Source organism: Kitasatospora sp. NPDC096204 (genome assembly GCF_044763205.1).
In the GTDB taxonomy this organism is placed as follows: Bacteria; Actinomycetota; Actinomycetes; order Streptomycetales; family Streptomycetaceae; genus Kitasatospora.
This window is the reverse complement of the sequence record NZ_JBIWFT010000031.1, coordinates 1-20835: the sequence shown is the minus strand read 5'-3', so window position 1 is coordinate 20835 and position 20835 is coordinate 1. Positions and strand designations below refer to the sequence as shown.

The 20835-nt window shown below is 73.5% G+C and carries 19 protein-coding genes, 1 tRNA gene and 1 pseudogene; 11 read left to right on the top strand and 10 right to left on the bottom strand.

Features of this window, described 5'->3' with window-relative positions:
• Positions 1 to 64: 64 nt before the first annotated feature.
• Positions 65 to 469: a globin gene (locus tag ACIQ87_RS28685; RefSeq protein WP_402411917.1), complete on the top strand. Its 405-nt coding sequence runs from the start codon at positions 65 to 67 to the stop codon at positions 467 to 469.
• Between the two features lie 67 nt (positions 470 to 536).
• On the opposite strand, the gene ACIQ87_RS28680 is transcribed toward ACIQ87_RS28685, so the two are convergent.
• The 5 genes from ACIQ87_RS28680 to ACIQ87_RS28660 form a co-directional block, all read right to left on the bottom strand.
• Positions 537 to 1229, bottom strand: a complete 693-nt coding sequence (locus tag ACIQ87_RS28680; protein WP_402411914.1) for a hypothetical protein — start codon at positions 1227 to 1229, stop codon at positions 537 to 539.
• Between the two features lie 29 nt (positions 1230 to 1258).
• Positions 1259 to 1702, bottom strand: a complete 444-nt coding sequence (locus ACIQ87_RS28675; protein WP_402411912.1) for an acyl-CoA thioesterase — start codon at positions 1700 to 1702, stop codon at positions 1259 to 1261.
• A gap of 128 nt (positions 1703 to 1830) precedes the next feature.
• Positions 1831 to 3495, bottom strand: a complete 1665-nt coding sequence (gene ettA, locus ACIQ87_RS28670) for an energy-dependent translational throttle protein EttA (protein WP_402411910.1) — start codon at positions 3493 to 3495, stop codon at positions 1831 to 1833.
• Positions 3496 to 3851: 356 nt separating this feature from the next.
• Positions 3852 to 5285, bottom strand: a complete 1434-nt coding sequence (locus tag ACIQ87_RS28665) for a Cys-Gln thioester bond-forming surface protein (RefSeq protein ID WP_402411907.1) — start codon at positions 5283 to 5285, stop codon at positions 3852 to 3854.
• A gap of 358 nt (positions 5286 to 5643) precedes the next feature.
• Entirely contained in the window at positions 5644 to 6261 is a 618-nt protein-coding gene (locus ACIQ87_RS28660; protein ID WP_402411904.1) for a single-stranded DNA-binding protein, read from the bottom strand.
• 654 nt (positions 6262 to 6915) lie between these two features.
• Here ACIQ87_RS28660 and ACIQ87_RS28655 point away from each other — a divergent pair.
• A tRNA-Arg gene (locus ACIQ87_RS28655) sits at positions 6916 to 6991 on the top strand.
• Positions 6992 to 7234: 243 nt separating this feature from the next.
• On the opposite strand, the gene ACIQ87_RS28650 is transcribed toward ACIQ87_RS28655, so the two are convergent.
• Positions 7235 to 7789 (bottom strand): TetR/AcrR family transcriptional regulator, encoded by a 555-nt coding sequence (locus ACIQ87_RS28650; protein ID WP_402412098.1) that lies wholly within the window; start codon positions 7787 to 7789, stop codon positions 7235 to 7237.
• 129 nt (positions 7790 to 7918) lie between these two features.
• Between ACIQ87_RS28650 and ACIQ87_RS28645 the strand changes: the two genes are divergently transcribed.
• The 4 genes from ACIQ87_RS28645 (at position 7919) to ACIQ87_RS28630 (ending at position 10763) form a co-directional block, all read left to right on the top strand.
• A complete protein-coding gene (locus ACIQ87_RS28645) occupies positions 7919 to 8467 on the top strand; it encodes a GNAT family N-acetyltransferase (RefSeq protein ID WP_402411901.1) in 549 nt (182 codons plus the stop codon).
• A gap of 325 nt (positions 8468 to 8792) precedes the next feature.
• Positions 8793 to 9143: a hypothetical protein gene (locus tag ACIQ87_RS28640; protein WP_402411898.1), complete on the top strand. Its 351-nt coding sequence runs from the start codon at positions 8793 to 8795 to the stop codon at positions 9141 to 9143.
• Between the two features lie 35 nt (positions 9144 to 9178).
• Positions 9179 to 9988, top strand: coding sequence for an enoyl-CoA hydratase/isomerase family protein (locus ACIQ87_RS28635; RefSeq protein ID WP_402411895.1), 810 nt, complete (start codon positions 9179 to 9181; stop codon positions 9986 to 9988).
• A gap of 166 nt (positions 9989 to 10154) precedes the next feature.
• Complete coding sequence (locus ACIQ87_RS28630; protein ID WP_402411892.1) at positions 10155 to 10763, top strand: hypothetical protein; 609 nt, start codon at positions 10155 to 10157, stop codon at positions 10761 to 10763.
• A 1-nt stretch (position 10764) separates the two neighbouring features.
• On the opposite strand, the gene ACIQ87_RS28625 is transcribed toward ACIQ87_RS28630, so the two are convergent.
• Positions 10765 to 11991: an acyl-CoA dehydrogenase family protein gene (locus ACIQ87_RS28625; protein WP_402411889.1), complete on the bottom strand. Its 1227-nt coding sequence runs from the start codon at positions 11989 to 11991 to the stop codon at positions 10765 to 10767.
• A 133-nt stretch (positions 11992 to 12124) separates the two neighbouring features.
• Between ACIQ87_RS28625 and ACIQ87_RS28620 the strand changes: the two genes are divergently transcribed.
• Together ACIQ87_RS28620 and ACIQ87_RS28615 are read left to right on the top strand one after the other, a co-directional pair.
• Positions 12125 to 12748 carry a TetR family transcriptional regulator gene (locus tag ACIQ87_RS28620; RefSeq protein WP_402411888.1) on the top strand — a complete coding sequence of 208 codons (624 nt, stop codon included), beginning with the start codon at positions 12125 to 12127 and terminating at the stop codon, positions 12746 to 12748.
• A gap of 140 nt (positions 12749 to 12888) precedes the next feature.
• Positions 12889 to 14328, top strand: coding sequence for a cellulase family glycosylhydrolase (locus ACIQ87_RS28615; protein ID WP_402411885.1), 1440 nt, complete (start codon positions 12889 to 12891; stop codon positions 14326 to 14328).
• A gap of 66 nt (positions 14329 to 14394) precedes the next feature.
• Here ACIQ87_RS28615 and ACIQ87_RS28610 read toward each other — a convergent pair whose 3' ends face one another.
• Positions 14395 to 16419: a M3 family metallopeptidase gene (locus ACIQ87_RS28610; protein ID WP_402411882.1), complete on the bottom strand. Its 2025-nt coding sequence runs from the start codon at positions 16417 to 16419 to the stop codon at positions 14395 to 14397.
• Positions 16420 to 16698: 279 nt separating this feature from the next.
• Between ACIQ87_RS28610 and ACIQ87_RS28605 the strand changes: the two genes are divergently transcribed.
• Positions 16699 to 18411: a bifunctional 3'-5' exonuclease/DNA polymerase gene (locus ACIQ87_RS28605; protein WP_402411879.1), complete on the top strand. Its 1713-nt coding sequence runs from the start codon at positions 16699 to 16701 to the stop codon at positions 18409 to 18411.
• Between the two features lie 52 nt (positions 18412 to 18463).
• Here ACIQ87_RS28605 and dhaM read toward each other — a convergent pair whose 3' ends face one another.
• Positions 18464 to 18856, bottom strand: coding sequence for a dihydroxyacetone kinase phosphoryl donor subunit DhaM (gene dhaM, locus ACIQ87_RS28600; RefSeq protein ID WP_402411877.1), 393 nt, complete (start codon positions 18854 to 18856; stop codon positions 18464 to 18466).
• A 166-nt stretch (positions 18857 to 19022) separates the two neighbouring features.
• Here dhaM and dhaK point away from each other — a divergent pair, with 166 nt between their 5' ends.
• A complete protein-coding gene (gene dhaK, locus ACIQ87_RS28595; RefSeq protein WP_402411874.1) occupies positions 19023 to 20018 on the top strand; it encodes a dihydroxyacetone kinase subunit DhaK in 996 nt (331 codons plus the stop codon).
• Positions 20019 to 20044: 26 nt separating this feature from the next.
• Positions 20045 to 20665: a dihydroxyacetone kinase subunit DhaL gene (dhaL, locus tag ACIQ87_RS28590; RefSeq protein WP_402411871.1), complete on the top strand. Its 621-nt coding sequence runs from the start codon at positions 20045 to 20047 to the stop codon at positions 20663 to 20665.
• A gap of 8 nt (positions 20666 to 20673) precedes the next feature.
• Here dhaL and ACIQ87_RS28585 read toward each other — a convergent pair.
• A pseudogene (locus ACIQ87_RS28585) lies at positions 20674 to 20835 on the bottom strand (IS110 family transposase); the annotation flags it as partial.

Genomic DNA, 20835 nt, shown 5'->3' with positions numbered 1-20835 from the left:
CCGACGGGGTCGTACGCCTTTGGTCCCGGTGTACGACCCCGTCGGCGTCTGCGACCATGGTCGGGTGACAGAGATCCGGCGAGGCACGCTGAGCGAGGAGACCTTCTACGACCAGGTCGGCGGTGAGCCGACCTTCCGGCGGCTGGTCCACCGGTTCTACGAGGGCGTCGCCCAGGACGAGCTGCTGCGGCCGATGTACCCCGAGGAGGACCTCGGGCCGGCCGAGGAGCGGATGGCGCTCTTCCTGATGCAGTACTGGGGCGGCCCGCGCACCTACAGCGAGCAGCGCGGTCACCCGCGGCTGCGGATGCGGCACGTGCCGTTCAAGGTCGACAAGGCCGCGCACGACGCCTGGCTCACCCACATGCGGACGGCCGTGGCGAGCCTGGAGCTGTCGGCCGAGCACGAGCGGCAGCTGCTCGAGTACCTGACGTACGCCGCCGCCTCGATGATCAACACCCCGGGCTGAACCGGCCCGTCACCGGGATCCGGCCGAGAGTCACCGGATCCGGGCCGTCACCGTGATCCGGTCGGGATCACCGGATCGGGCTCAGCCCCAGCCCCGCGCCCGGCGCGGCCACGGTGCGCACCACCACCGAGCCCGCCGGGGCGCTCAGCCGCAGCCAGCCGCCCGCCCGGTGCACGGTCAGCGGGGCGTCGGGCCGCAGGAAGCCGATCACGTACGCGGCGTGCGGCACGCGCAGCGGCAGCTCGGGCAGCACGGTGACCGGCCGGGACCAGATCTCGTCGGCCAGCGCGTCCAGCACCGCGCGGGTGCGGTGGTGGGCCGGGACGGCCTCGCTGCGCTCGCGGAACTCCCGCACCCCGGCCATCAGTTCGGGGTACACCTCGGCCACCGGCGGGGCCCCGACCGGTCGCCAGCCGGTGCGCGGCGGCAGCATCCCGGCCCAGGCCGGGCCGGTCACCGGAGCGGGCAGCGCGACGGCGCCCGCGTCGGCGTCCACGCCGTCCAGCAACTGGCCCGCCGAGACGGTCAGGTCCACCGCCTCGTCCAGGCCGCTCAGCCGCACGGTGCGGATCGCCAGCGCACCGCTGCCGCCCAGCGGCAGCCGTCCGAAGACCGCCAGCACGCCGTCTTCCTCCCCCGGGCCGACCGCCTGGATCCGGACGGCCGCCGCCCGGTCGAAGCGCAGCAGGCGCAGCAGGAAGGCGGAGAGGTCGGCGGCCTCCCCGGTGTCGGTCAGGGCGAGACGGGCGGTGGTGGTCACAGTCGTTCAGCTCGAATCGTCAGGTGGGATCAGACGGTGGCGACTACCGGCTCTTCGTCCATGAAGCGGCCGAGGAACTCCCGCTCCACCGGCGAGATCCGGCGCGGCCGACCCTCGGCCAGGTCGTAGGGGACGACCACGGTGGACGCCCGGACGTACACGATGTCGCTGCCGTCCTCGGCGATGTCCTTGATCTCGTACGAAACGGTCAGCGAGGCGCCGCCGATCCTGGTCACCCAGGTCTCGATGGTGACCGGCTCGGGCCGGTGCACCAGCGGACGCTTGTAGTCGATCTCGTGGCGGGCCACCACCGAGCCGCCCGCGAACTCCCCGGCGCCGGCCGCGGCGGCCTGGGTGAACATGAAGTCAATCCGGGCCTCCTCCAGGTAGCGCAGGAAGACCACGTTGTTGACGTGCCCGAAGGCGTCCATGTCGGACCAGCGCAGCGGGCAGGCGTAGATGTGGCGAGCCACGGAAGTTCTCCTCGGTGTCCGGTCGCCCCGCCGGCGCCGCTTCTCGGCGTCGGCCGGCGGTGGCGACGGGCCGCGGCCCGGCAGCCGCCCCGGAGGGCAGTCTGCCGGGCCGTTGTGACGGCTGGGTGTCAGCCTCGGGTCAGCTTCTTGTAGGTGGCCCGGTGCGGACGGGCGGCGTCGGCGCCGAGCCGCTCGATCTTGTTCTTCTCGTACGACTCGAAGTTGCCCTCGAACCAGAACCACTTGCTGTCGCCCTCGTAGGCGAGGATGTGGGTGGCCACTCGGTCCAGGAACCAGCGGTCGTGGGAGATGACCACGGCGCAGCCGGGGAACTCCAGCAGGGCGTTCTCCAGCGAGGAGAGCGTCTCGACGTCGAGGTCGTTGGTGGGCTCGTCGAGGAGCAGCAGGTTGCCGCCCTGCTTGAGGGTGAGCGCCAGGTTCAGGCGATTGCGCTCACCGCCGGAGAGCACGCCGGCCGGCTTCTGCTGGTCCGGGCCCTTGAAGCCGAAGGCCGACACGTAGGCGCGGGACGGCATTTCGACCTGGCCGACGTTGATCCAGTCCAGACCGTCGGAGACGACCTCCCAGAGGGTCTTCTTCGGGTCGATGTTGGAGCGGGTCTGGTCGACGTAGCTGATCTTGACCGTCTCGCCGACCTTGACCGTGCCGCTGTCCGGGGCCTCCAGGTCCTGGAGCATCTTGAACAGGGTGGTCTTGCCGGCGCCGTTCGGGCCGATGATGCCGACGATGCCGTTGCGCGGCAGGGTGAAGCTCAGGTCGTCGATCAGGACCTTCTCACCGAAGGCCTTGTTGAGGTTCTCGACCTCGATGACGACGCTGCCCAGGCGCGGGCCCGGCGGGATCTGGATCTCCTCGAAGTCCAGCTTCCGCATCTTGTCGGCCTCGGCCGCCATCTCCTCGTAGCGGGCCAGACGGGCCTTGGACTTCGCCTGGCGGCCCTTGGCGTTGGAGCGGACCCACTCCAGCTCCTCCTTGAGGCGCTTGGCGCGCTTGGCGTCCTTCTGCCCCTCGACCTTGAGACGCGACTGCTTGGTCTCCAGGTAGGTGGAGTAGTTGCCCTCGTACGGGTAGGCGCGGCCGCGGTCGAGCTCCAGGATCCACTCGGCGACGTTGTCCAGGAAGTACCGGTCGTGGGTGACGGCGACGACGGTGCCCTTGTACTTCTCCAGGTGCTGCTCCAGCCAGTTCACCGACTCGGCGTCCAGGTGGTTGGTGGGCTCGTCGAGGAGCAGCAGGTCGGGGGCCTCGAGCAGCAGCTTGCAGAGCGCGACGCGGCGCTTCTCACCACCGGAGAGCTTGGTGACCGGCCAGTCGCCGGGCGGGCAGCCCAGGGCGTCCATGGCCTGCTCCAGCTGGGCGTCCAGGTCCCAGGCCTCGGCGTGGTCCAGCTCCTCCTGGAGCTTGCCCATCTCGTCCAGCAGGGCGTCCGAGTAGTCGGTCGCCATCAGCTCGGCGATCTCGTTGAAGCGGTCGAGCTTCCCCTTGATCTCCTTGACGCCGTCCTGGACGTTCTCCAGGACCGTCTTGGTCTCGTCCAGCGGCGGCTCCTGGAGGAGCATGCCGACGGTGAAGCCCGGCGAGAGGAAGGCGTCGCCGTTGGAGGGGTGCTCCAGGCCGGCCATCATCTTGAGCACGGTGGACTTACCGGCACCGTTGGGGCCCACGACGCCGATCTTCGCTCCGGGGAGGAAGCTGAGCGTCACGTCGTCAAGGATGACCTTGTCTCCGTGAGCCTTGCGCACCTTGCGCATCGTGTAGATGTATTCCGCCACGTGAGATCGCTCCGGCGTCGTCGGGAGTAATTCGGCTTGCAGCCTTCCATTGTGCCGCACCCGGCCCCGGAGGCCCGAATCGCCCAGGTGACCCCTTGGGGGTATCCGGAGCCCCTCCCCTCCCGCCCCGGCCCCGCCGCTCCCGCCCCACGGGCAACACCCCGGCCGGTCGGGCCCCCGGCACGACCGGCCGGGCCCCGGACGCGGGACGGCCCGGCTCCCCGCAGCGGGTGCGGGGAGCCGGGCCGGTTGCCGCTCTCAGGGCCTCGGGAGGTGAGTGCCTCCCGGCCCGCTCGGGCGGTTCGGTCGGTCCGGTCGGTTCGGCTGGTTCAGCCGGTTCGGCCGGTCCGACCGGTTCAGGCGGTGGTGCGACCGTGGCGGCCGCGGCGGCGCAGGACGAAGACGGCGGCGCCACCGGCCACGACCAGGCCACCGGCGACGGCGGCGAGGATCGGAGTGGAGTCATTGGCACCGGTCTGGGCCAGGCCACCGGTACCCGGGGCGGCGCTGGTGGTCGCCGGGGCCGGCTGGCCGGCGCCGTTGCTCGGGGTGCCCGACGGGGTCGCGACGGGGGTGCCCGACGGGGTCGCGGCCGGGGTGGTCGGGGCCGGGGTCGGGGTCACGCCGACCTTGCAGTCCAGGACGCCCGTGAACTGCTTGGTGTAGCCGTTCGGGCCGGTCACGGTGACGTCGTAGTTGGCCTTCTCCTCGACCTTGACGAGCACGCTCTCGGTCTTGCCCGGCTGGACGGCGACCTGCTGCTTGCCGACCGTGACGGTGGCGGCCTCGTCACCGCTGTTGGTGACGGACACCCGCACGCCGCCGGCGGCGCACTCCTCCTTGGCGGAGCTGTCGACCAGCGCGCCCTTGCCCTGCTTCCAGGTGGCCTTGGCGCCGGCCGCGACGTTCACCTTGGTGGAGCTGGCCAGGATCATGGTCTGGCTGTGGCGGCCCTGCTTGTCCACCTTGCTCATGAAGACCCGGCCGCTGAGCACGTTGGCCTCGGCGGTGGCGCTGATGGCGGCCTTGCCGTCCGGGGTGCCGGCCGGCACGTCCAGGAACAGCGGGGTGTCCTTGCCGATCGGGCCGGCCAGGCTGCCGTTGACCGGCTTGTTGTCCTTGTCCAGCAGCTTGACCTTGTCCGCGGCGTCACCGGTGACGCTCAGCTTGACCTCGTTCGCGCTGGAGTTCAGCAGGAACGGGCCGAGCTTGCCGCCCGACTTCCCGGAGGCCGAGTCCGGGGAGATCGTCAGCGAGGGCTTGGGCTCGGCCGCGACGCCCTTGTTGGCGTCGCCGACCAGGTAGTCGCGCAGCTTCTTGGCCTTCTCGTTGCGCGGGACGGCGTTCTTGTTGTCCGAGAACTTCCAGATCGCGGCCTGGGTGCCGGCGGCGGCGTCCGCGTCGCTCAGGCTGTCGACCTGGATGGCCGTGGCCAGGGACGCCAGGCTCGCCTGCGGGTACGAGTTGTCCAGGATCCAGCGGATCTTGGGGGCGTTGGCGTTGCTGTTGAGGGAGCTCGACGCCCAGTCCGCCTCGTGGTACTTGGCGCTGCTGTCCAGGTAGACCGGGTTGTCGAAGTCGATGCAGTACGTCCGGAGCTTCTCGCCGGCGTCCGTCTTGAGGGTGAACAGACCACCGTCGACGGTCCTGTTCCCGACATCGATCTTCTCGCCGAGCATCTCGTTCTGGACCTCGGCGGTCACGCCCGAGGTCGGAGCACCGGCGGCGGCCGCGGCCGCCGCACCGGCCGCGAACAGGCCTCCGCCCAACGCCAAGCTGGTCGTGAGCATGACAGTGGTTATCCGGGACAGACTCCGCCCCTGCCTCTGGAACATCTGGGATCCCTCCGGGCCAGGCCGCACCGAGTGGGCGGCCCGCCGACTTGCCGTCCCGCGCGTGCCCCCTGTGGCACCGCTGCGGGTATGAACCAGACGAATCCTATTGAGCCCCGGAGGCCCCGAAACCCCCATGCGAAATCAGGACGATTCCGTATCTGGATCGTTATCAATCCCCTCAGGTCCCACACAAGCTGACGGCCGACCAGAAACCGGCGTGCGGTTTTCTGTTATCCCGTCGGATTGCGCACGCGGGTACAACGACCGTCTCGATCAACATATTTGTCGACAGGAAGGTCACCGACCCGTCGAATCAGGGCGCCCCTCCGGCGTCACCTCCCCACTCCCTCCCGGGCGCCTCGCCCGACTCCCCCGCGGCCGACAGCCCGCCCGCCGGCAGCGCCCGCACGGCGGCTGCCGCCAGCGGCGCCGGGGCCGGGACGGGCGCCGCCCCGTACGGCGCCCCGGAGCCCCTGCGCGCCTCCACCGCGCTGACGATCCACTCCGGCACCACCTCGCCCCCGGCCTCCACGCCGCCCGGCCCGGGGCCGGCCGGCGGCTGCCCGCGCACCCCCGCCGCCCACCGGAACGCCGTGGTACCACGGGTGAGATCGTGTCCGACCGATCGCGCGTCGATCTCGGCCCGGCTCCGCTTCACCTCCCCCTCCGTCCACTCGCGCACCCGCAGCCGACCGCTCACCAGCACCGGATCGCCCTTGGCCAGCGAGCCGATCAGGTTGACCGCCAGCGCCCGCCAGGCCGTCACCGTCACCCACTGCGTCTCGCCGTCCACCCAGCACTCGCGCTGTCGGTCGTACCTCCGCTCGGTGCAGGCGAGCCGGAAGTTGGCCATCGGCACCCCGCCGCTGGTTTCGCCGTAGCTCACCTCCGTCGCCACATTGCCGATCACCGTCACATGCGTCTCACTCACGGCACACCCTCCGCTCTCGCCGATGCACCGTACGGAATCGACCGGTGCGCCTTGAGCGTGCACTTCCGGGGAAATCCCGGCCACCGACTTCCGAAATCCTGTGGATAACTCGCCACTAGGGAACTTCTGTCACTCGCAGGGGTGAATTTCAGCCCTCCGCGGCCGCTTCACCCCGGCTTCTTCGCGGCCATGACAACAAACCCGCTGCTCGCCGCCCCGCCGGTGCACCGCCGAACCCGCCCGGGAACACAACGACGGAACGCGCCCCGCCGACCGTCCACGCACGTCATCCGACCGGAGCAACGCGATTAAGGCCCCCCACCCGCGCCGTCGGCGGCACATTCTCCGTGCCGAATCCATAACGGGTGAGGAGGCAGCCCCGTAACGACTGCACAACGTCCGGCGCGGAACACTCCCAGACCGCTGCACTCACGGCCTTCACCTGCGATTATCGGACCGCTCCACCGAACCGACACACCAACGGCGGTGTCGTCACACCCGGCCGGGCGACCGGTCACCCTTATCCTGTCCCCGACAGGGCGAGGGCCCACCACCCCCACCCCTCCCTCGGGTACGGGGCCGGACAGCGCGCGCCCCGGCGCTCGCCAGCCCGATCCCGGCCACGGTCACGCCCGCCAGGGCGACGCCCGTCCCGCCCCCATAGCTCAGCGGATAGAGCACCCGCCTTCTAAGCGGTAGGTCGCAGGTTCGAATCCTGCTGGGGGCACCACTCGGCAATTCCGCAGGCCAACGAGCCGGCGAACACTTTCCGTATCCGCTTCGGGTCACCCCGTAATCCCCTGTGGTGAACAAGCCGCGCACGCATCGCACAGAACTCGTGACCATGCGTGTCGACGGGTGCCGCGAATACGGGGCCGAAAACGGGGTCAACCGGAACAACCGGAATTCCCGGCGAATCCCCCGCATGGAACGGAACGGAACAGCCCGCCCCGCTCCGCCCGCCGGGCCCGGCCTACTCCGCCAACCCGGCCAGATAGGCGTCCAGCAGCTCCGTCTGCCGCTGCGCCGGGAACTCCTCCGGGGCGAACAGCGCCTGCACCACCAGGCCCAGCACGAAGGCCTGCGCCCCCGCCGCGAGCGCCGCCGGATCGGCCTGCGCCGGAAGCTCCCCCAGCCGCTGGGCGTCCGCGACGTGCGCCGTGAGCGCGGCGCGCGAGCGCGCGTAGCGGCCCGCGTGGGCCGCCGCCAGCTCCGGATCGGCCAGGGCGTGGTCCCAGGAGCCGACCCAGATCCGGTTGTCGGCCGCAGCCTCACCGTCCAGCGGCAGGACGTCCAGCAGCGACGCCCGCACCCGGGCCAGCCCGGACGGCGGCGGGCCGCCGTCCGCCGGCTCGGTGCGCCGGGGCCGGGCCAGCGAGCGCCGGTCCAGCTCCTCCAGCGCATGGCTCAGCAGCGCCCGTTTGTTCGGGAAGTAGTGCGTCAACAGCCCGGTGGAGGCGCCCAGTTCAGCGGCCACCGCACGCAGCGTCAGCCCCTCGAAGCCCCGACTGGAGAGCACGCGCCACACCCCCTCGGACACTTCGGAACGTCGGGCGTCGTGGTCTCCGCGGGCCGGTGTCATGGGGGCTATCGTACATACCAAACGTTTGTTATGAATGATCCCAGCCAACCTCGGCACCACCCTGAAAGGCCGCCCGTGTTTGCCGTACCGCTCACCGAGAACGCCGAACTGCGCCCGCTGGAGCCCTGGCAGGCCCCCGAGTTCCTGACCCACCTGGACCGCGCCCGCGCCCACACCGACCCGTGGATCCCCTGGGCCACCTTCTCGGTCGACCTGGACTCCGCCCGCGCCACCCTCCAGCGCTACGCCGACGGCCTGAACGCCGACCAGAAGCGGATCTACGGCATCTGGCTGGACGGCACGCTGGTCGGCGGCGTGATGTTCGTGAACTTCGACGCCCGGTCCGGCGTCTGCGAGATCGGCGCCTGGACCGAACCTGCCGGCGAGGGCCACGGGCTGGTCACCGCGGCCGTCAGGCAGCTGCTCGACTACGCCTTCGTCACCCGCGGCATGCACCGCGCCGAGTGGTGGTGCTCCTCCGTCAACGCCCGCAGCCGGGCGGTCGCCGAGCGGGTCGGCATGACCCGCGACGGCGTCCTGCGCGAGTGGTTCCCGTACAACGGGGTCCGCTACGACAAGGAGATCTGGGCCATCCTGGCCTCGGAGTGGACCGGCCGGGCCTGAGGAGCCGACCGGACCCGAAGGCCTGAAGCCCGAGGCCCGGAGCCTGAGGCCCGGAGCCTGAGGCCCGGCGCCTGAAGCCCGAGGCCCGAGGCCCGGCGCCTGAGGCCTGAGGGCCCGAAGAACCGACCGGACCCGCGACCGCCACAGCGCGGGGCCCGGTGGACTCCCCCGCCCACCGGGCCCCGCCGCCTCGGCCGCCACCCCGTCAGGCGGCCGGGGCCTCCTCCGTCGACCGCAGCCGCAGCGCGCACACCAGCGCCAGCGCCAGCACCCCGCCCGCCGACAGGAACACCACGTCCACCGCGTCCGTGAAGCTGCGCACCGCGTGCTCCCGCGCCGCACCGGCCAGCGCGCCGACCGCGCCGAGCGGCCGCCCCGGCTCCCCCGCCGGACTCCGGCCCTGCTCCTGCGCGCCACCACCGGCTACGACCACCGGGCGCAGGCCCTGCTGACGGACAAGCTGCTGGCGCAGGACCCGGTCGGCGACGAACTCACCGCCAGGATCGCCGCCGCCCAACTGCTCGCCGCCCAACTGACCCTGACCGGCGAGAACCAGCGCCGGCTGCTGGCCGGCGGGCGCGCCGCGGACGCCCTGCCCACGGCCCTCGACCAGGCCCACCGCGCCTTCGCCCTGATCGAACACGGCCTCGGCGACTACGGCTCCGGCGCCGCCTGAGAGAGTTGGCGCACCACGACCGACCGGAGGTGCGCATGGACCAGCCGCTGCTCACGCGGGACCGCTCCGCCCTGCCCGCGCAGGCCGAGGGCCTCAACGCGTACGTCGGCGAGGACGGCGTCGCGGTGCTGGAGTTCGCCCGCCCGCACCGCCGCAACGCGGTGACCCTGGCGATCTGGCAGGCGCTGCCCAAGGTGCTCGAGCAGCTGGCCGGCCACGAGGGCGTGCGCGTCCTGCTGCTCACCGGCGCCGGCAACACCTTCAGCGCGGGCGCGGACATCGCCGAACTCTCCGAGGTGTACGGCGATCCGGACCGCGCGGAGGCCTACCACGCGACCAACGTCGCCGCCGAGGAGGCGCTGGCGGCCTTCCCGCACCCGACCCTCGCCGTGGTACACGGCGCCTGCGTCGGCGGCGGCTGCCAACTGGCCGTCGCCTGCGACCTGCGCTTCGTCGCCGAGGACGCCCGGCTCGGGATCACCCCGGCCAAGCTCGGCGTGGTCTACTCGGCGGTGCCGACCGTACGGCTGTCCCGGCTGGTCGGCCCGGCCCGGGCCAAGTACCTGCTGTTCTCGGGCGAGTTGGTGACCGGACGGGACGCCCTGCCGCTGGGCCTGGCCGAACGCGTCCTGCCGGACGCCGAACTGGACGCCGCCGCCCTGGACTTCGCCCGGCTGCTGACCCGCCGCTCGACCCACACCATCGGCGCGGCCAAGGCCGTCCTGGACGCCCCGCCCGAGCGGGCCGACGAGGTCCTGGCCCCCTGGCTGCTCCGCTCCCGGGAGGGCTCGGACGTCCGCGAGGGCCTGGCCGCCTTCCTGGAGGGCCGCCCCGCCCGCTTCTGAGCGCCGCCCGCTTCTGAGCCCCGCCCGCTTCCGAGCGCCGCCCGCTTCCGAGTGCCGCCTGCTTCCGAGCCCCGCCCGTCTCCGAGGACTCGGGCCGCACCCCCGACCCATACGATCATCCGACCGACACCCGCCCGCCCCCACACGCCCCCGGAGCACCACCCCGATGACGACCGAGGCCGCGCCCGCGCCCGCCCCCACCAGCCGGACGATCTGGGCCCGCCGGATCACCGACGGCCTGGAGCCGAAGAACGTGATCCTCGCGCTGCTCCCGCTGCTGGGCGGCCTGCGCTACGGCTGGCCGGGCATCGGCTGGGCACTGTTCGCCGTCGTGTTCGCCGCCGTCGTCCCGACCCTGATCATCCGGTACGGCATGCGCAAGGGCACCGTGTCGGACCGCCACGTCGGCCGGCGGCAGCGCCGGCTGACCGTCTTCCCGCTCATCATGGCCTCGGTGCTGCTCGGCTTCGCGGTGATGATCGCCCTGGACGCCCCGACCGACCTGACCGCGCTGGTGCTGGCGATGTTCGCCTCGCTGGTCCCGATCCTGGTGATCACCGCCTGGTGGAAGGTCTCCGTGCACACCGCCGTGGCCACCGGCGCGGTGATCTGCCTCGCCATCGCGCTCGGCCCGCTCTGGCTTCTGCTCGGCCCGCTGGTCCCGGCGATCGGCTGGTCCCGGGTGGTGCTGCGGGACCACACCACCGCGCAGACCGTCGTCGGCGCGGTGGTGGGCGCGGTCACCGCCGGGCTCACCTTCTGGCTGGCCCGCTGAGTCAGCGGATCGGCATCCCCGAGATCGCCCGGGCGATCACCAGCCGCTGGATCTCGCTGGTCCCCTCGAAGATCGAGTAGATCGCGCTGTCCCGGTGCATCCGCTCCACCGGGTACTCGCGGGTGAAGCCGTTGCCGCCGAGGATCTGCATCGCCTGCGCGGTCACGTACTTGGCGGTCTCGCCCGCGTACAGCTTGGACATCGAGCCCTCGGCCGCGGTGAACGGCTGGTTGTTGACGGCCATCCAGGAGGCCCGCCAGACCAGCAGCCGGGCCGCGTCGATCCGGGTCCGCATGTCGGCGAGCTGGAAGGCCACGCCCTGGTTGTCGATGATCGGCCGGCCGAACTGCTCCCGGGTCTTCGCGTAGTCCAGCGCCACCTCGTACGCGGCCCGGGCGATGCCGATCGCCTGCGCGCCGACGGCCGGGCGGGAGGCCTCGAAGGTGGCCATCGCCGCGTTGCCCCTGCCGCCCGGGCGCTTGACGCCCTCGCGGGCCCGGGCGAGGCGCTCGTCCAGCTTCTCCTTGCCGCCGAGCAGGCAGCTGCCGGGCACCCGGACGCCGTCCAGCACCACCTCGGCGGTGTGCGAGGCGCGGATGCCGTGCTTCTTGAACTTCTGGCCCTGGCTCAGCCCCGGGGTGCCCGGCGGGACCACGAAGGAGGCCTGGCCCTTCGCGCCGAGCTCCGGGTCGACGGTGGCGACCACCACGTGGACGGCGGCGATCCCGCCGTTGGTGGCCCAGGTCTTGGTGCCGTCGAGCACCCACTCGTCCCTGGCCTCGTCGTACACCGCCCGGGTGCGCAGCGCCGAGACGTCGGAGCCGGCGTCCGGCTCGGAGGAGCAGAAGGCGGCCACCTTGACGTCCTCGGGGGTGCCGAACATCTGCGGGGTCCAGGTGCCGATCTGCTCATCGGTGCCGTTGGCCAGCACCGCGACGGCGGCCAGGGTGGTGCCGACGATGGACAGCCCGATGCCCGCGTCGCCCCAGAACAGCTCCTCCATGGCGATCGGGATGCCGACGCCGGAGGGGTCGAAGTACTGCTGGGCGTAGAAGTCCAGCGAGTAGATGCCCAGCTTGGCGGCCTCCTGGATGACCGGCCAGGGGGTCTCCTCGCGCTCGTCCCACTCGGCCGCGGCCGGGCGCATCACGTCGGCGGCGAAGCCGTGCAGCCAGTCACGTACGGCGAGCTGGTCCGCACCCGGATCCAGCGAGAACGTGCTGCTCATGGTGCTTGCCTCCGAAGACGTGTGCGGCCGACCGGGGTGTTACCACGGGTAACATCGTCGGAGTCTGCTACTGATTGGTAACCGGTGTCAACGCCCAGGCAGACCCCGCCGAGCCCGATCCGAGGAGCAGCGCATGTCCCGAGAGCCCCGCCGCGAGCAGCTGCTCAACGCCGCCGACCGGGTCATCCAGCGCGAGGGGCCGGGCGCCAGCATGAACGCCATCGCCGCCGAGGCCGGCATCACCAAGCCGATCCTCTACCGCCACTTCGGCGACCGGAACGGCCTGATCAGAGCCCTGACCGAACGCCACACCGGCGGCCTGCTGGCCGCCGTCCGGGCCGCCCTCGCCGAACCGCTGGAGCGCCGCGACCGGGTCGAGCACGTCCTGGACACCTACCTCGCCGGGATCGAGGCCCGCCCCCAGGTCTACCGGCTCCTCACCCACCCCGAGCCGGGCGACCCGAGCGGCGCCGGCAACGCGCTCGCCCCCGCGCTCCGGCAGATCGCCGAGGAGATCACCCGGGCCGTACAGAGCCAGGTCGACCTCGGCGCCGACCGCGACCTGCTCGCCGAGGCCTGGGGCCGGGGCATCACCGGCATGGTGCTGGCCGCCGGGGACTGGTGGCTGGAGAGCAAGCCCTGCTCGCGCACCCGGATGGTGCAGGCGCTGGCCGACCTGCTCTGGGGCCGGCTGGCCGCCGCCGCGGACCTGCCGACCGCCGTCCTGCCGACCGCGCCGGAACCTCCCGCCGGCTGAACCGTCCGCCGCCTGAACCATCCGCCGGCCGACCCGTCCACCGGCCGAAGCAGCCGCAGAGCCGACTGAACTCTTGTGCGGCACACGACAGTCCGGGCATCATCGGGCCCCACCCCCACCCCCGCCGTGCGAGGTCCCCGATGCGCCTGCGCCGCACCGCCGTCGCCCTGCTGATCGCCGCCACCGCCGCCCTCACCGCCGTCCCGGCCTCGGCCCACGACGGGCCGCCGCACCGCTTCCCCACCGGCACCGCCACCGCCGCCGACGGCCGCACCTCCCTCACCGACGCCCAGGGCCGCCACCTGCGGCTGCGCGGCTTCAACCTCGACAAGTACGCCGAGGCCACCGCGGCCGACCTCGACTCCGTCGCCGCCCAGGGCTTCACCCTGGTCCGACTGCCGGTCTCCTGGACCAGGCTGGAACCCCGGCGCGGCCGCCTCGACGCCACCGAGCTGCGCCGCGTCCAGCGGCTCCTCGACCGGGCCGACCGGCTCGGCCTGCTGGTCCTGGTCGACTTCCACCAGGACGTCTACGGACCGAAGTTCGTCGGCGGCAACAACGGCGTCCCCGCCTGGGCCACCCGGGACGACGACCTGCCCTTCACCCCGGATCCGGACGACTGGTTCGCCGGCTACTTCCAGCCCGCCGTCCAGGCCGCCTTCCGGCACCTCTACGACGACCCCGACCTGCGCGCCTGGCAGGCCGACTTCTACACCCGGATCGCCCGCGAACTGCGCGGCCACCGGTCGCTGTTGGGCTACGACCTGTTCAACGAGCCGTTCGGCCCGGTGGACGGCGACCCGAGCGACCCGGCCGTGCTGGCCGCCTCCGCCGCCGCCCTGGAGCAGGGCCGGCTCGCCGACATGTACCGCCGTCTGATCGCCGCCGTGCGCCGGTCCGACTCCCGCGCCTGGCTGTTCGTGGAGCCGACCGTGCTGGTCGGCCAGGGCGTGCCCACCCGACTGCCCGGATTCGCCGACCCGCGCCCCGGCGCACCCCGGCTGGGCTACGCGCCGCACTTCTACGACACCGCGGTCGAGGGCGGCGCCGACTGGGATCCGGCCGGCGGCTTCGTCGAGCGGTACACCGCCGCGATCACCGGCTACCCGGCCGCCCACCGCCTGCCCGTCCTGGTCGGCGAGTGGGGCCCGCCGAACTCCCGCACCCCGGGCAACGCCGAGCTGGTCCGCCGTCAGGTCGCCGCGATGGACGGCTTCGCCGAGGGCTGGACGATGTGGTACTGGTGCCGGGGCGACGGCGGCTACTGCGCGCTCGACCCGGCCGGGCGCCCCGCCCCCGGCGACGAGCCCGCCTTCGGCCCGTACCCGGTGGCCGTCGCGGGCACGGACGTCCGGACGGCCGCCACCACCGTGAGCTGGCGCGCCGACGGCACCGGACGCGGCAGCGAACTCCTGCTCCCCCCGGCCGCGTTCCCGCACGGGGCCGCGGTCACCATCGCCCCGGCCGGTGCCCGGGTCGAGGTCGAGCAGCCGACGGGCGGGCACGCGGGAACCGTACGCATCCGGCTCCCGCACGCCCGCCCCGGCACGACCGTGACGGTCACGCTCACCGCGCGGTGAGCCGCCCGGCGAGCCGCCCGGTCGGATGCCCGGTGAGCCGCCCGGTGAGCGCCGTGGCCGGGCCGCTCACGCCAGTCCCCGGCGGGCCAGCAGCGGCCCGGTCTCCGGCGCCCGCCCGACCACCGCGCGGAAGGACTCCAGCGGGTCCCGGCTGAACCCGCGCGACAGCAGCTCGCGGCGGAACAGCTCGCCGCTCTCCCGCACCGGGCGGCCGTTGGTCTCGAACCACTGCACGGTGTCCGCGTCCAGCACCTCCGACCAGATGTACGCGTAGTACGCCGCGCTGTAGCCGCTGGCGAAGATGTGCTGGAAGTACGCCGTCCGGTAGCGCGGCGGGATCGCGTCCACCGCGATCCCGGCCGCGGCGAGCGCCCGCGCCTCGAACTCCTCGGCGTCCGCGATCTCCGTGCCCCGCGGCACGGTGTGCCACGCCCAGTCCAGCAGTGTGGCCGCCAGGTACTCCACCGTCCGGAAGCCCTGCCCGAAGCCCTCGGCCGCCGTCATCCGCTCGACCAGCTCGGCCGGCAGCGCCTCCCCGGTCGCGTGGTGGCGGGCGTAGTTGGCCAGCACCTCGGGCCGGACCATCCACATCTCGTTGACCTGCGAGGGGAACTCGACGAAGTCCCGGGGCACCGAGGTGCCCCAGAACAGCGGGTAGCGCACGTCCGAGAACAGCCCGTGCAGCGCGTGCCCGAACTCGTGGAACAGCGTGCGGACCTCGTCCCAGTCCATCAGCGCCGGCTCGCCGGACGCCGGACGCGGGATGTTCAGGTTGTTCAGCACCACCGGCCGCCGCCCGGTCAGCCCGGACTGGGCGACCAGCTCGGACATCCACGCGCCGCCGCGCTTGGACGCCCGGGCGTGGAAGTCGCCGACGAACAGGCCCAGCGGGCTTCCGTCCTCCTCGAACACCTCGAAGACCCGGGCGTCCGGGTGGTGCGCCATGAGGTCCGGCCGCTCGGTGAAGCTCACCCCGTACGCCAGGTTCGCGGCGAAGAACACGCCGTCCCGCAGCACCCGCTCCAGCTCGAAGTACGGGCGCAGCACCGCCGCGTCCACCTGGTAGGAGCTCTGCCGGACCTTCTCCGAGTAGTACGCCCAGTCGTGCGCGGCGATCTCCCCGATCCCGTCCGCGGCGGCCTCCCTGGCCAGCTCCCCGGCCTCCCTGCGGGCCATCGCCACGGCCGGGCCGACCAGCCGGGACAGCAGCCCGGAGACCGCCTCGACGGTGCCGGCCGTCTCGTCCGCCACCACGTACGAGGCGTGGCTCGGGTGCCCCAGCAGCTCGGCCCGCTCGGCGCGCAGCGCGGCCATCCGGATCGCCAGCGGGCCGTTGACGTCGAGGCCCCGGCCGAGCGAGGCGGCCAGCAGCCGCTCGCGCACCGAGCGGTCGGTGAGCTGGGCCAACTCGGCCTGGCCGGAGGTGTTCCGCACGCTCAGCACGTACTTCCCGGGGTGGCCGAGCACCCGGGCGTTCTCCGCGGCCCCGGCGATCGCGCCCTCGGACAGCCCGGCCAGCTCCTCGGCGGAGTCCAGCACCAGCGCGGCGGAGCGGGTGACGGCGTTCACGTTCTGCTGGAACGTGGTGCCGAGCGCGGCGAGTTCGGCGTTCAGCTCGCGCAGCCGGGCCTGCTCGGCCGCGCCCAGGCGGGCGCCGGAGCGCACGAAGGCGGTGTACCGGCGCTCCAGCAGGCGCAGCGACTCCGGGTCCAGGCCGAGCCCGGCGCGCTCCTCGTACAGCGCCTCGATCCGGGCGAACAGCGCGAGGTCCAGGTGGATCGCGTCGTGGTGGGCGGCGAGCAGCGGGCTCACCTTCGCCTCCACCTCGTCCAGCACGTCGGTGGTGTCCGAGGAGGACTGGTTGAGGAACACCGCGTCGACCCGGCGCAGCAGCTCCCCGGAGCGCTCCAGGGCCACCAGGGTGTTCTCGAAGGTCGGCAGGCTCCGGTCGGCGGTGATCGCCGCGATCTCGGCCAGCTGCTCGGCCATGCCCCGCTCGTACGCGGGCAGGTAGTGCTCCTCGCGGATCTCGGCGAACGGCGGGAGTTCGTAGACCAGCGGGCTGGCCTGGAAGAACGGGTTCTCGGTCATTTCGCGACCATACGCCGTGCCACCCGCCCCTCTCATGCGCTTTACCGCCCGTCGCGGACGGCCGCCCGTCGGCCCCGCCTGTCCGCCTGCCCGCCCCCGGCCGCACCCGCCCGCCGGCCCCCGCCGAAGCCGCCTGCCGCCCGTTGTCGGACCCACCCGTTAACGTCGACGGCGCGGACCCGTCGGTCGCGGGCCGCGGCGCGCCCCACCCGCGGGCTCGCACCCCGTCCCGTCCCCGTCCCCGCACGCCCGACCGCGCGCCGGAGAGGAGCAGCCCCCGTGGCACCCAGGACCGCCCTCGCGCCCGACCCGCACGGCCCCGGCGGCCGGCTCCAGCCGCTGGACGACGCGGGCGCCCCGCTCGGCCCGCCGGAGGCCGTGCGCGACCTCGCCACTGCCGTCGCCGCCCGGGAGGCCGCCGAGCGTCCGCGCTGGGTCTGGGCCGCGGCCGACTCGGCGTACGCCCCGCTGCTGCCGCGCCTGCCCGACCGGCTCGCCCGCTGCCACGACCTCCGGCTGGTCGAGGCGCTGCTGCTGGCGCACGAGGGCCGCTTCGGCGCGCCCCGCTCGCTCGGCGCGGCCTGGTCCCGGCTGCGCGGCCTGCCCGTCCCCGACGACCTGCCCGAGCCCGGCCTGGCCGACGCGGACGACGGCCAGGACACCCTGTTCGCCCCCGACCGGCTGCAACTGCCGCCCGGCGCCGACCCGCTGGCGGCCGTGGTCGCCGTCCACGCCGAACAGCAGCGCCGGATCACCGCCCTCGCCGACCCGGCCGCCCGGCAGCGGTTCCGGCTGCTGGTCGCCGCCGAGTCGGCCGGCGCCCTGGTGGCCGCCGAGATGGCCCACGACGGGCTGCCCTGGCGGGCCGACGTCCACGACCGGCTGCTGACCGAGCTGCTCGGCCCCCGTCCGACCGTCTCCGGCACCCAGCCCAGGCTCCTCGCCGAACTCGCCGTCGAGCTCCACCAGGCCCTCGGTGCCAAGCCGTTCAACCCCGACTCGCACGCCCAGGTGCTGCGCGCCTTCGCCGAGGCGGGCCTCCAGCTCGGCTCCACCCGCTCCTGGGAGCTCAAGGGCGTCGACCACCCGGCCGCGCGGCTGATGGTCCGCTACAAGGAGCTGTCCCGGATCCACGTCGCCCACGGCTGGGCCTGGCAGGACGCCTGGGCCCGCGGCGGCAGGTTCCGGCCCGAGTACGTGGTCGGCGGCGTGGTCTCCGGCCGCTGGGCCAGCCGCGGCGGCGGCGCCCTGCAGATCCCGCGCATCCTGCGCGGCGCCGTGGTCGCCGACCCGGGCTGGCACCTGGTCGTCGCCGACGCCGCCCAGCTGGAGCCGCGGGTGCTGGCCGCGCTCTCCCAGGACGCCGGGCTGGCCCGCACCGCCGCCGGCGGCGACCTGTACGAGGCGCTCGCCGCCCACGCCTTCCAGGGCGACCGCGAGAAGGCCAAGCTCGGCCTGCTCGGCGCCATGTACGGGCAGACCAGCGGCGACATCGGCCCGTTGCTGAACACCCTGCACCGCCGCTACCCGGCCGCGATGGGCTACGTCGAGGCCGCCGCCCGCACCGGCGAGGACGGCGGCGTGGTCGCCTCCCGGCTCGGCCGGGTCTGCCCGCCGGCCTCCGCCGACTTCCTCGACCTCACCGAGGGCGAGACGGCGGGCGAGGCCGGCGGCCGCACCGCCCGCGCCCGTGGGCGCTTCACCCGCAACTTCGTCATCCAGGCCAGCGCCGCCGACTGGGCGCTCGCCCTGCTCGCGGCGCTGCGCCGCCGACTGAACGGACTGCCGGTGCCCAGCCCGGCGGACCGCCCGCACCTGGTGTTCTTCCAGCACGACGAGGTGATCGTGCACACCCCGGCCAACCTCGCCGACGAGGTGGCCTCCGCCATCGCCGAGGCGGCCGAGGAGGCCCGCCGGCTGGTGTTCGGCGACACCCCGGTGCGCTTCCCGCTCAGCACGGCGGTGGTGGACTGCTACGCCGACGCCAAGTGACGCGCCGACGCCACGTGACCGGCGCCGCCACGTGACCGGCGCCGCCCGCAGCTCAGAGCTTCCGGAACCCGCGCGCGTCCTCGGCCGCCGCGACCACCTCGGCCAGCCCGGCCCCGGTCGAGGCGGTGACGGCGGCGGCCACCGCGCCCTCCACGAACGGCGCGTCGGCCAGCCTCACGCCCGGACGCGGCTCGTCCTCCAGCACCGTGACGGCGGTGAGCACCGAGCTGCCGAGGTCCGGCAGCACGACCACGCCCGCCCCGGCGTCGGCCCGCGCGACCGCCGCCGCGATCAGGTCGTAGCTGGTGCCGAGCCCGCCGTCCTCGGTGCCGCCCGCGACGACCACCCGCACGCCGTCCGAGGCGAGTTCGGCGAGCAGCTCGCGCAGCCCCTCGGCGAGCCGGGCGCTGTGCGAGACCAGAACAATGCCCACGTTCTCACTCATGCGGCCGACCCTACGGCCGGAACCCGCTGCTCCGGGAGAGTGATCGGAATCCCGCGTGTCGCACCCCGTGCCCACCACCCCCGTCTGGCGTAGCGTCGGGGCAACGGCGTCGACGGCCGTGGCGTCCCCGCCCAGGTCACCCAGGTCACCAAGGGAGCGAAGAGCGTTGAAGAAGCTGATCAACACCCCGGAGGGCGTCCTGGAGGACGCGCTGGCCGGAATCGCCGCCGCCCATCCGGAGCTGGCGGTGGACATCCCCAACCGGGTGATCACCAGGGCCGCCCGCCCGGCCGCCGCCAAGGTCGCGCTGATCTCCGGCGGCGGCTCCGGACACGAGCCGCTGCACGGCGGCTTCGTCGGCCCCGGCATGCTCGACGCCGCCTGCCCGGGCGAGGTGTTCACCTCGCCCGTCCCGGACCAGATGCTGGCCGCCGCCAAGGCCGTGGAGACCGGCGCCGGCGTGGTCTTCATCGTGAAGAACTACACCGGCGACGTGATGAACTTCGAGCTCGCCGCCGAACTCGCCGCCGAGGAGGGGCTGGAGGTCCGCACCGTCCTGGTCAACGACGACGTCGCGGTCGAGGACTCCACCTGGACGGCCGGGCGCCGGGGCACCGGCGCGACCGTCCTGGTCGAGAAGACCGCCGGCGCGCTGGCCGAGCGCGGCGCCCCGCTGGACGAGGTGGCCGCCCTGGGCGAGCGGGTCAACGCCGCCTCCCGCTCCTTCGCGATCGCGCTCACCGCGGCCACCGTCCCGGCGGCCGGCAAGCCCGGCTTCGACCTGCCCGAGGACGAGATCGAGGTCGGCGTCGGCATCCACGGCGAGCCCGGCCGCCGGCGCGAGAAGCTCCGCCCGGCCCGCGAACTCGCCGCCGAGGTGGTCGAGACCATCCTGACCGACCACCACCTGACCCCGGGCGACGAGGTGATCGCCCTGCTCAACGGCCTCGGCGGGACCCCACTGCTGGAGCTGTACGTGGTCTACGGCGAGGTCGCCGCCAGGCTCGCCGAGCGCGGCATCACGGTGGCCCGCAGCCTGGTCGGCAACTACGTCACCAGCCTGGACATGGCGGGCTTCTCGCTCACCCTCACCAAGGCCGACGCCCAGCTGCTCGAACTCTGGGACGCCCCGGTCGACACCCCCGCCCTCAAGCGGGCGTAGGCCCCGAGCCACACGAAGGAGACCCGATGGACTTCGACACCGCCCTGGCCGAGGCCTGGATCCGCGCGATCGCCGCGGCCGTCGAGAAGGAGCGCTCCCGGCTCACCGAGCTGGACTCGGCGATCGGCGACGGCGACCACGGCAGCAACCTCCAGCGCGGCTTCGCCGCCGCCCTGACCGCCCTGGACGGCCTCCGGCCGGCCGGCCCCGGCGCCGTCCTCACCAAGACCGGCACCACGCTCATCTCCAAGGTCGGCGGTGCCTCCGGCCCGCTCTACGGCAAGGCCTTCCGCGCGATGGGCGCCGCCCTGCCCGAACCGGCCGGCCCGGCCGCCGTCGCCGAGGCCCTGTCGGCCGGCCTGGACGCCATCCGCCTCCTCGGCAAGGCCGAACCCGGCGACAAGACCATCGTGGACGCCTGGACCCCGGCCGTCGCCGCCTTCCGCGCCGCGGCCGGCACCGGTCTCCCCGCGGCGGCGTCGGCGGCCGCCGACGCCGCCGAACAGGGCGCCCTCGACACCGTCCCGCTCCGGGCCCGCAAGGGCCGCGCCTCCTACCTCGGCGACCGCAGCATCGGCCACCAGGACCCGGGCGCCACCTCCACCGCCCTCGTCTTCCGCACCCTCGCCGACATCACCGCTTCCTAATCTCGTTGTCAAGCCGTCTCGGTCGCTGGGGGTGTGATGTGGTAGCACCGTCGGTCACGAATCAGGGCCCAGAGAACGTTGACGCGTCTGCGGGCCAGGGCCATCACGGCCTGGACGTGCCGTTTCCCCTCCGCGCGTTTGCGGTCGTAGAACTTTCGCGAGTTCGGGTC

Bases quoted from the DNA above. Each gene is read 5' to 3' on its own strand.
- ACIQ87_RS28665 (WP_402411907.1), bottom strand. From the start codon at position 5,285: ATGCTCACGACCAGCTTGGCGTTGGGCGGAGGCCTGTTCGCGGCCGGT.
- ACIQ87_RS28625 (WP_402411889.1), bottom strand. From the start codon at position 11,991: ATGAGCAGCACGTTCTCGCTGGATCCGGGTGCGGACCAGCTCGCCGTA.
- dhaM (WP_402411877.1), bottom strand. From the start codon at position 18,856: ATGAGTGAGAACGTGGGCATTGTTCTGGTCTCGCACAGCGCCCGGCTC.
- ACIQ87_RS28610 (WP_402411882.1), bottom strand. From the start codon at position 16,419: ATGACCGAGAACCCGTTCTTCCAGGCCAGCCCGCTGGTCTACGAACTC.
- ACIQ87_RS28620 (WP_402411888.1), top strand. From the start codon at position 12,125: ATGTCCCGAGAGCCCCGCCGCGAGCAGCTGCTCAACGCCGCCGACCGG.
- dhaL (WP_402411871.1), top strand. From the start codon at position 20,045: ATGGACTTCGACACCGCCCTGGCCGAGGCCTGGATCCGCGCGATCGCC.
- ACIQ87_RS28615 (WP_402411885.1), top strand. From the start codon at position 12,889: ATGCGCCTGCGCCGCACCGCCGTCGCCCTGCTGATCGCCGCCACCGCC.
- ACIQ87_RS28635 (WP_402411895.1), top strand. From the start codon at position 9,179: ATGGACCAGCCGCTGCTCACGCGGGACCGCTCCGCCCTGCCCGCGCAG.
- ACIQ87_RS28630 (WP_402411892.1), top strand. From the start codon at position 10,155: ATGACGACCGAGGCCGCGCCCGCGCCCGCCCCCACCAGCCGGACGATC.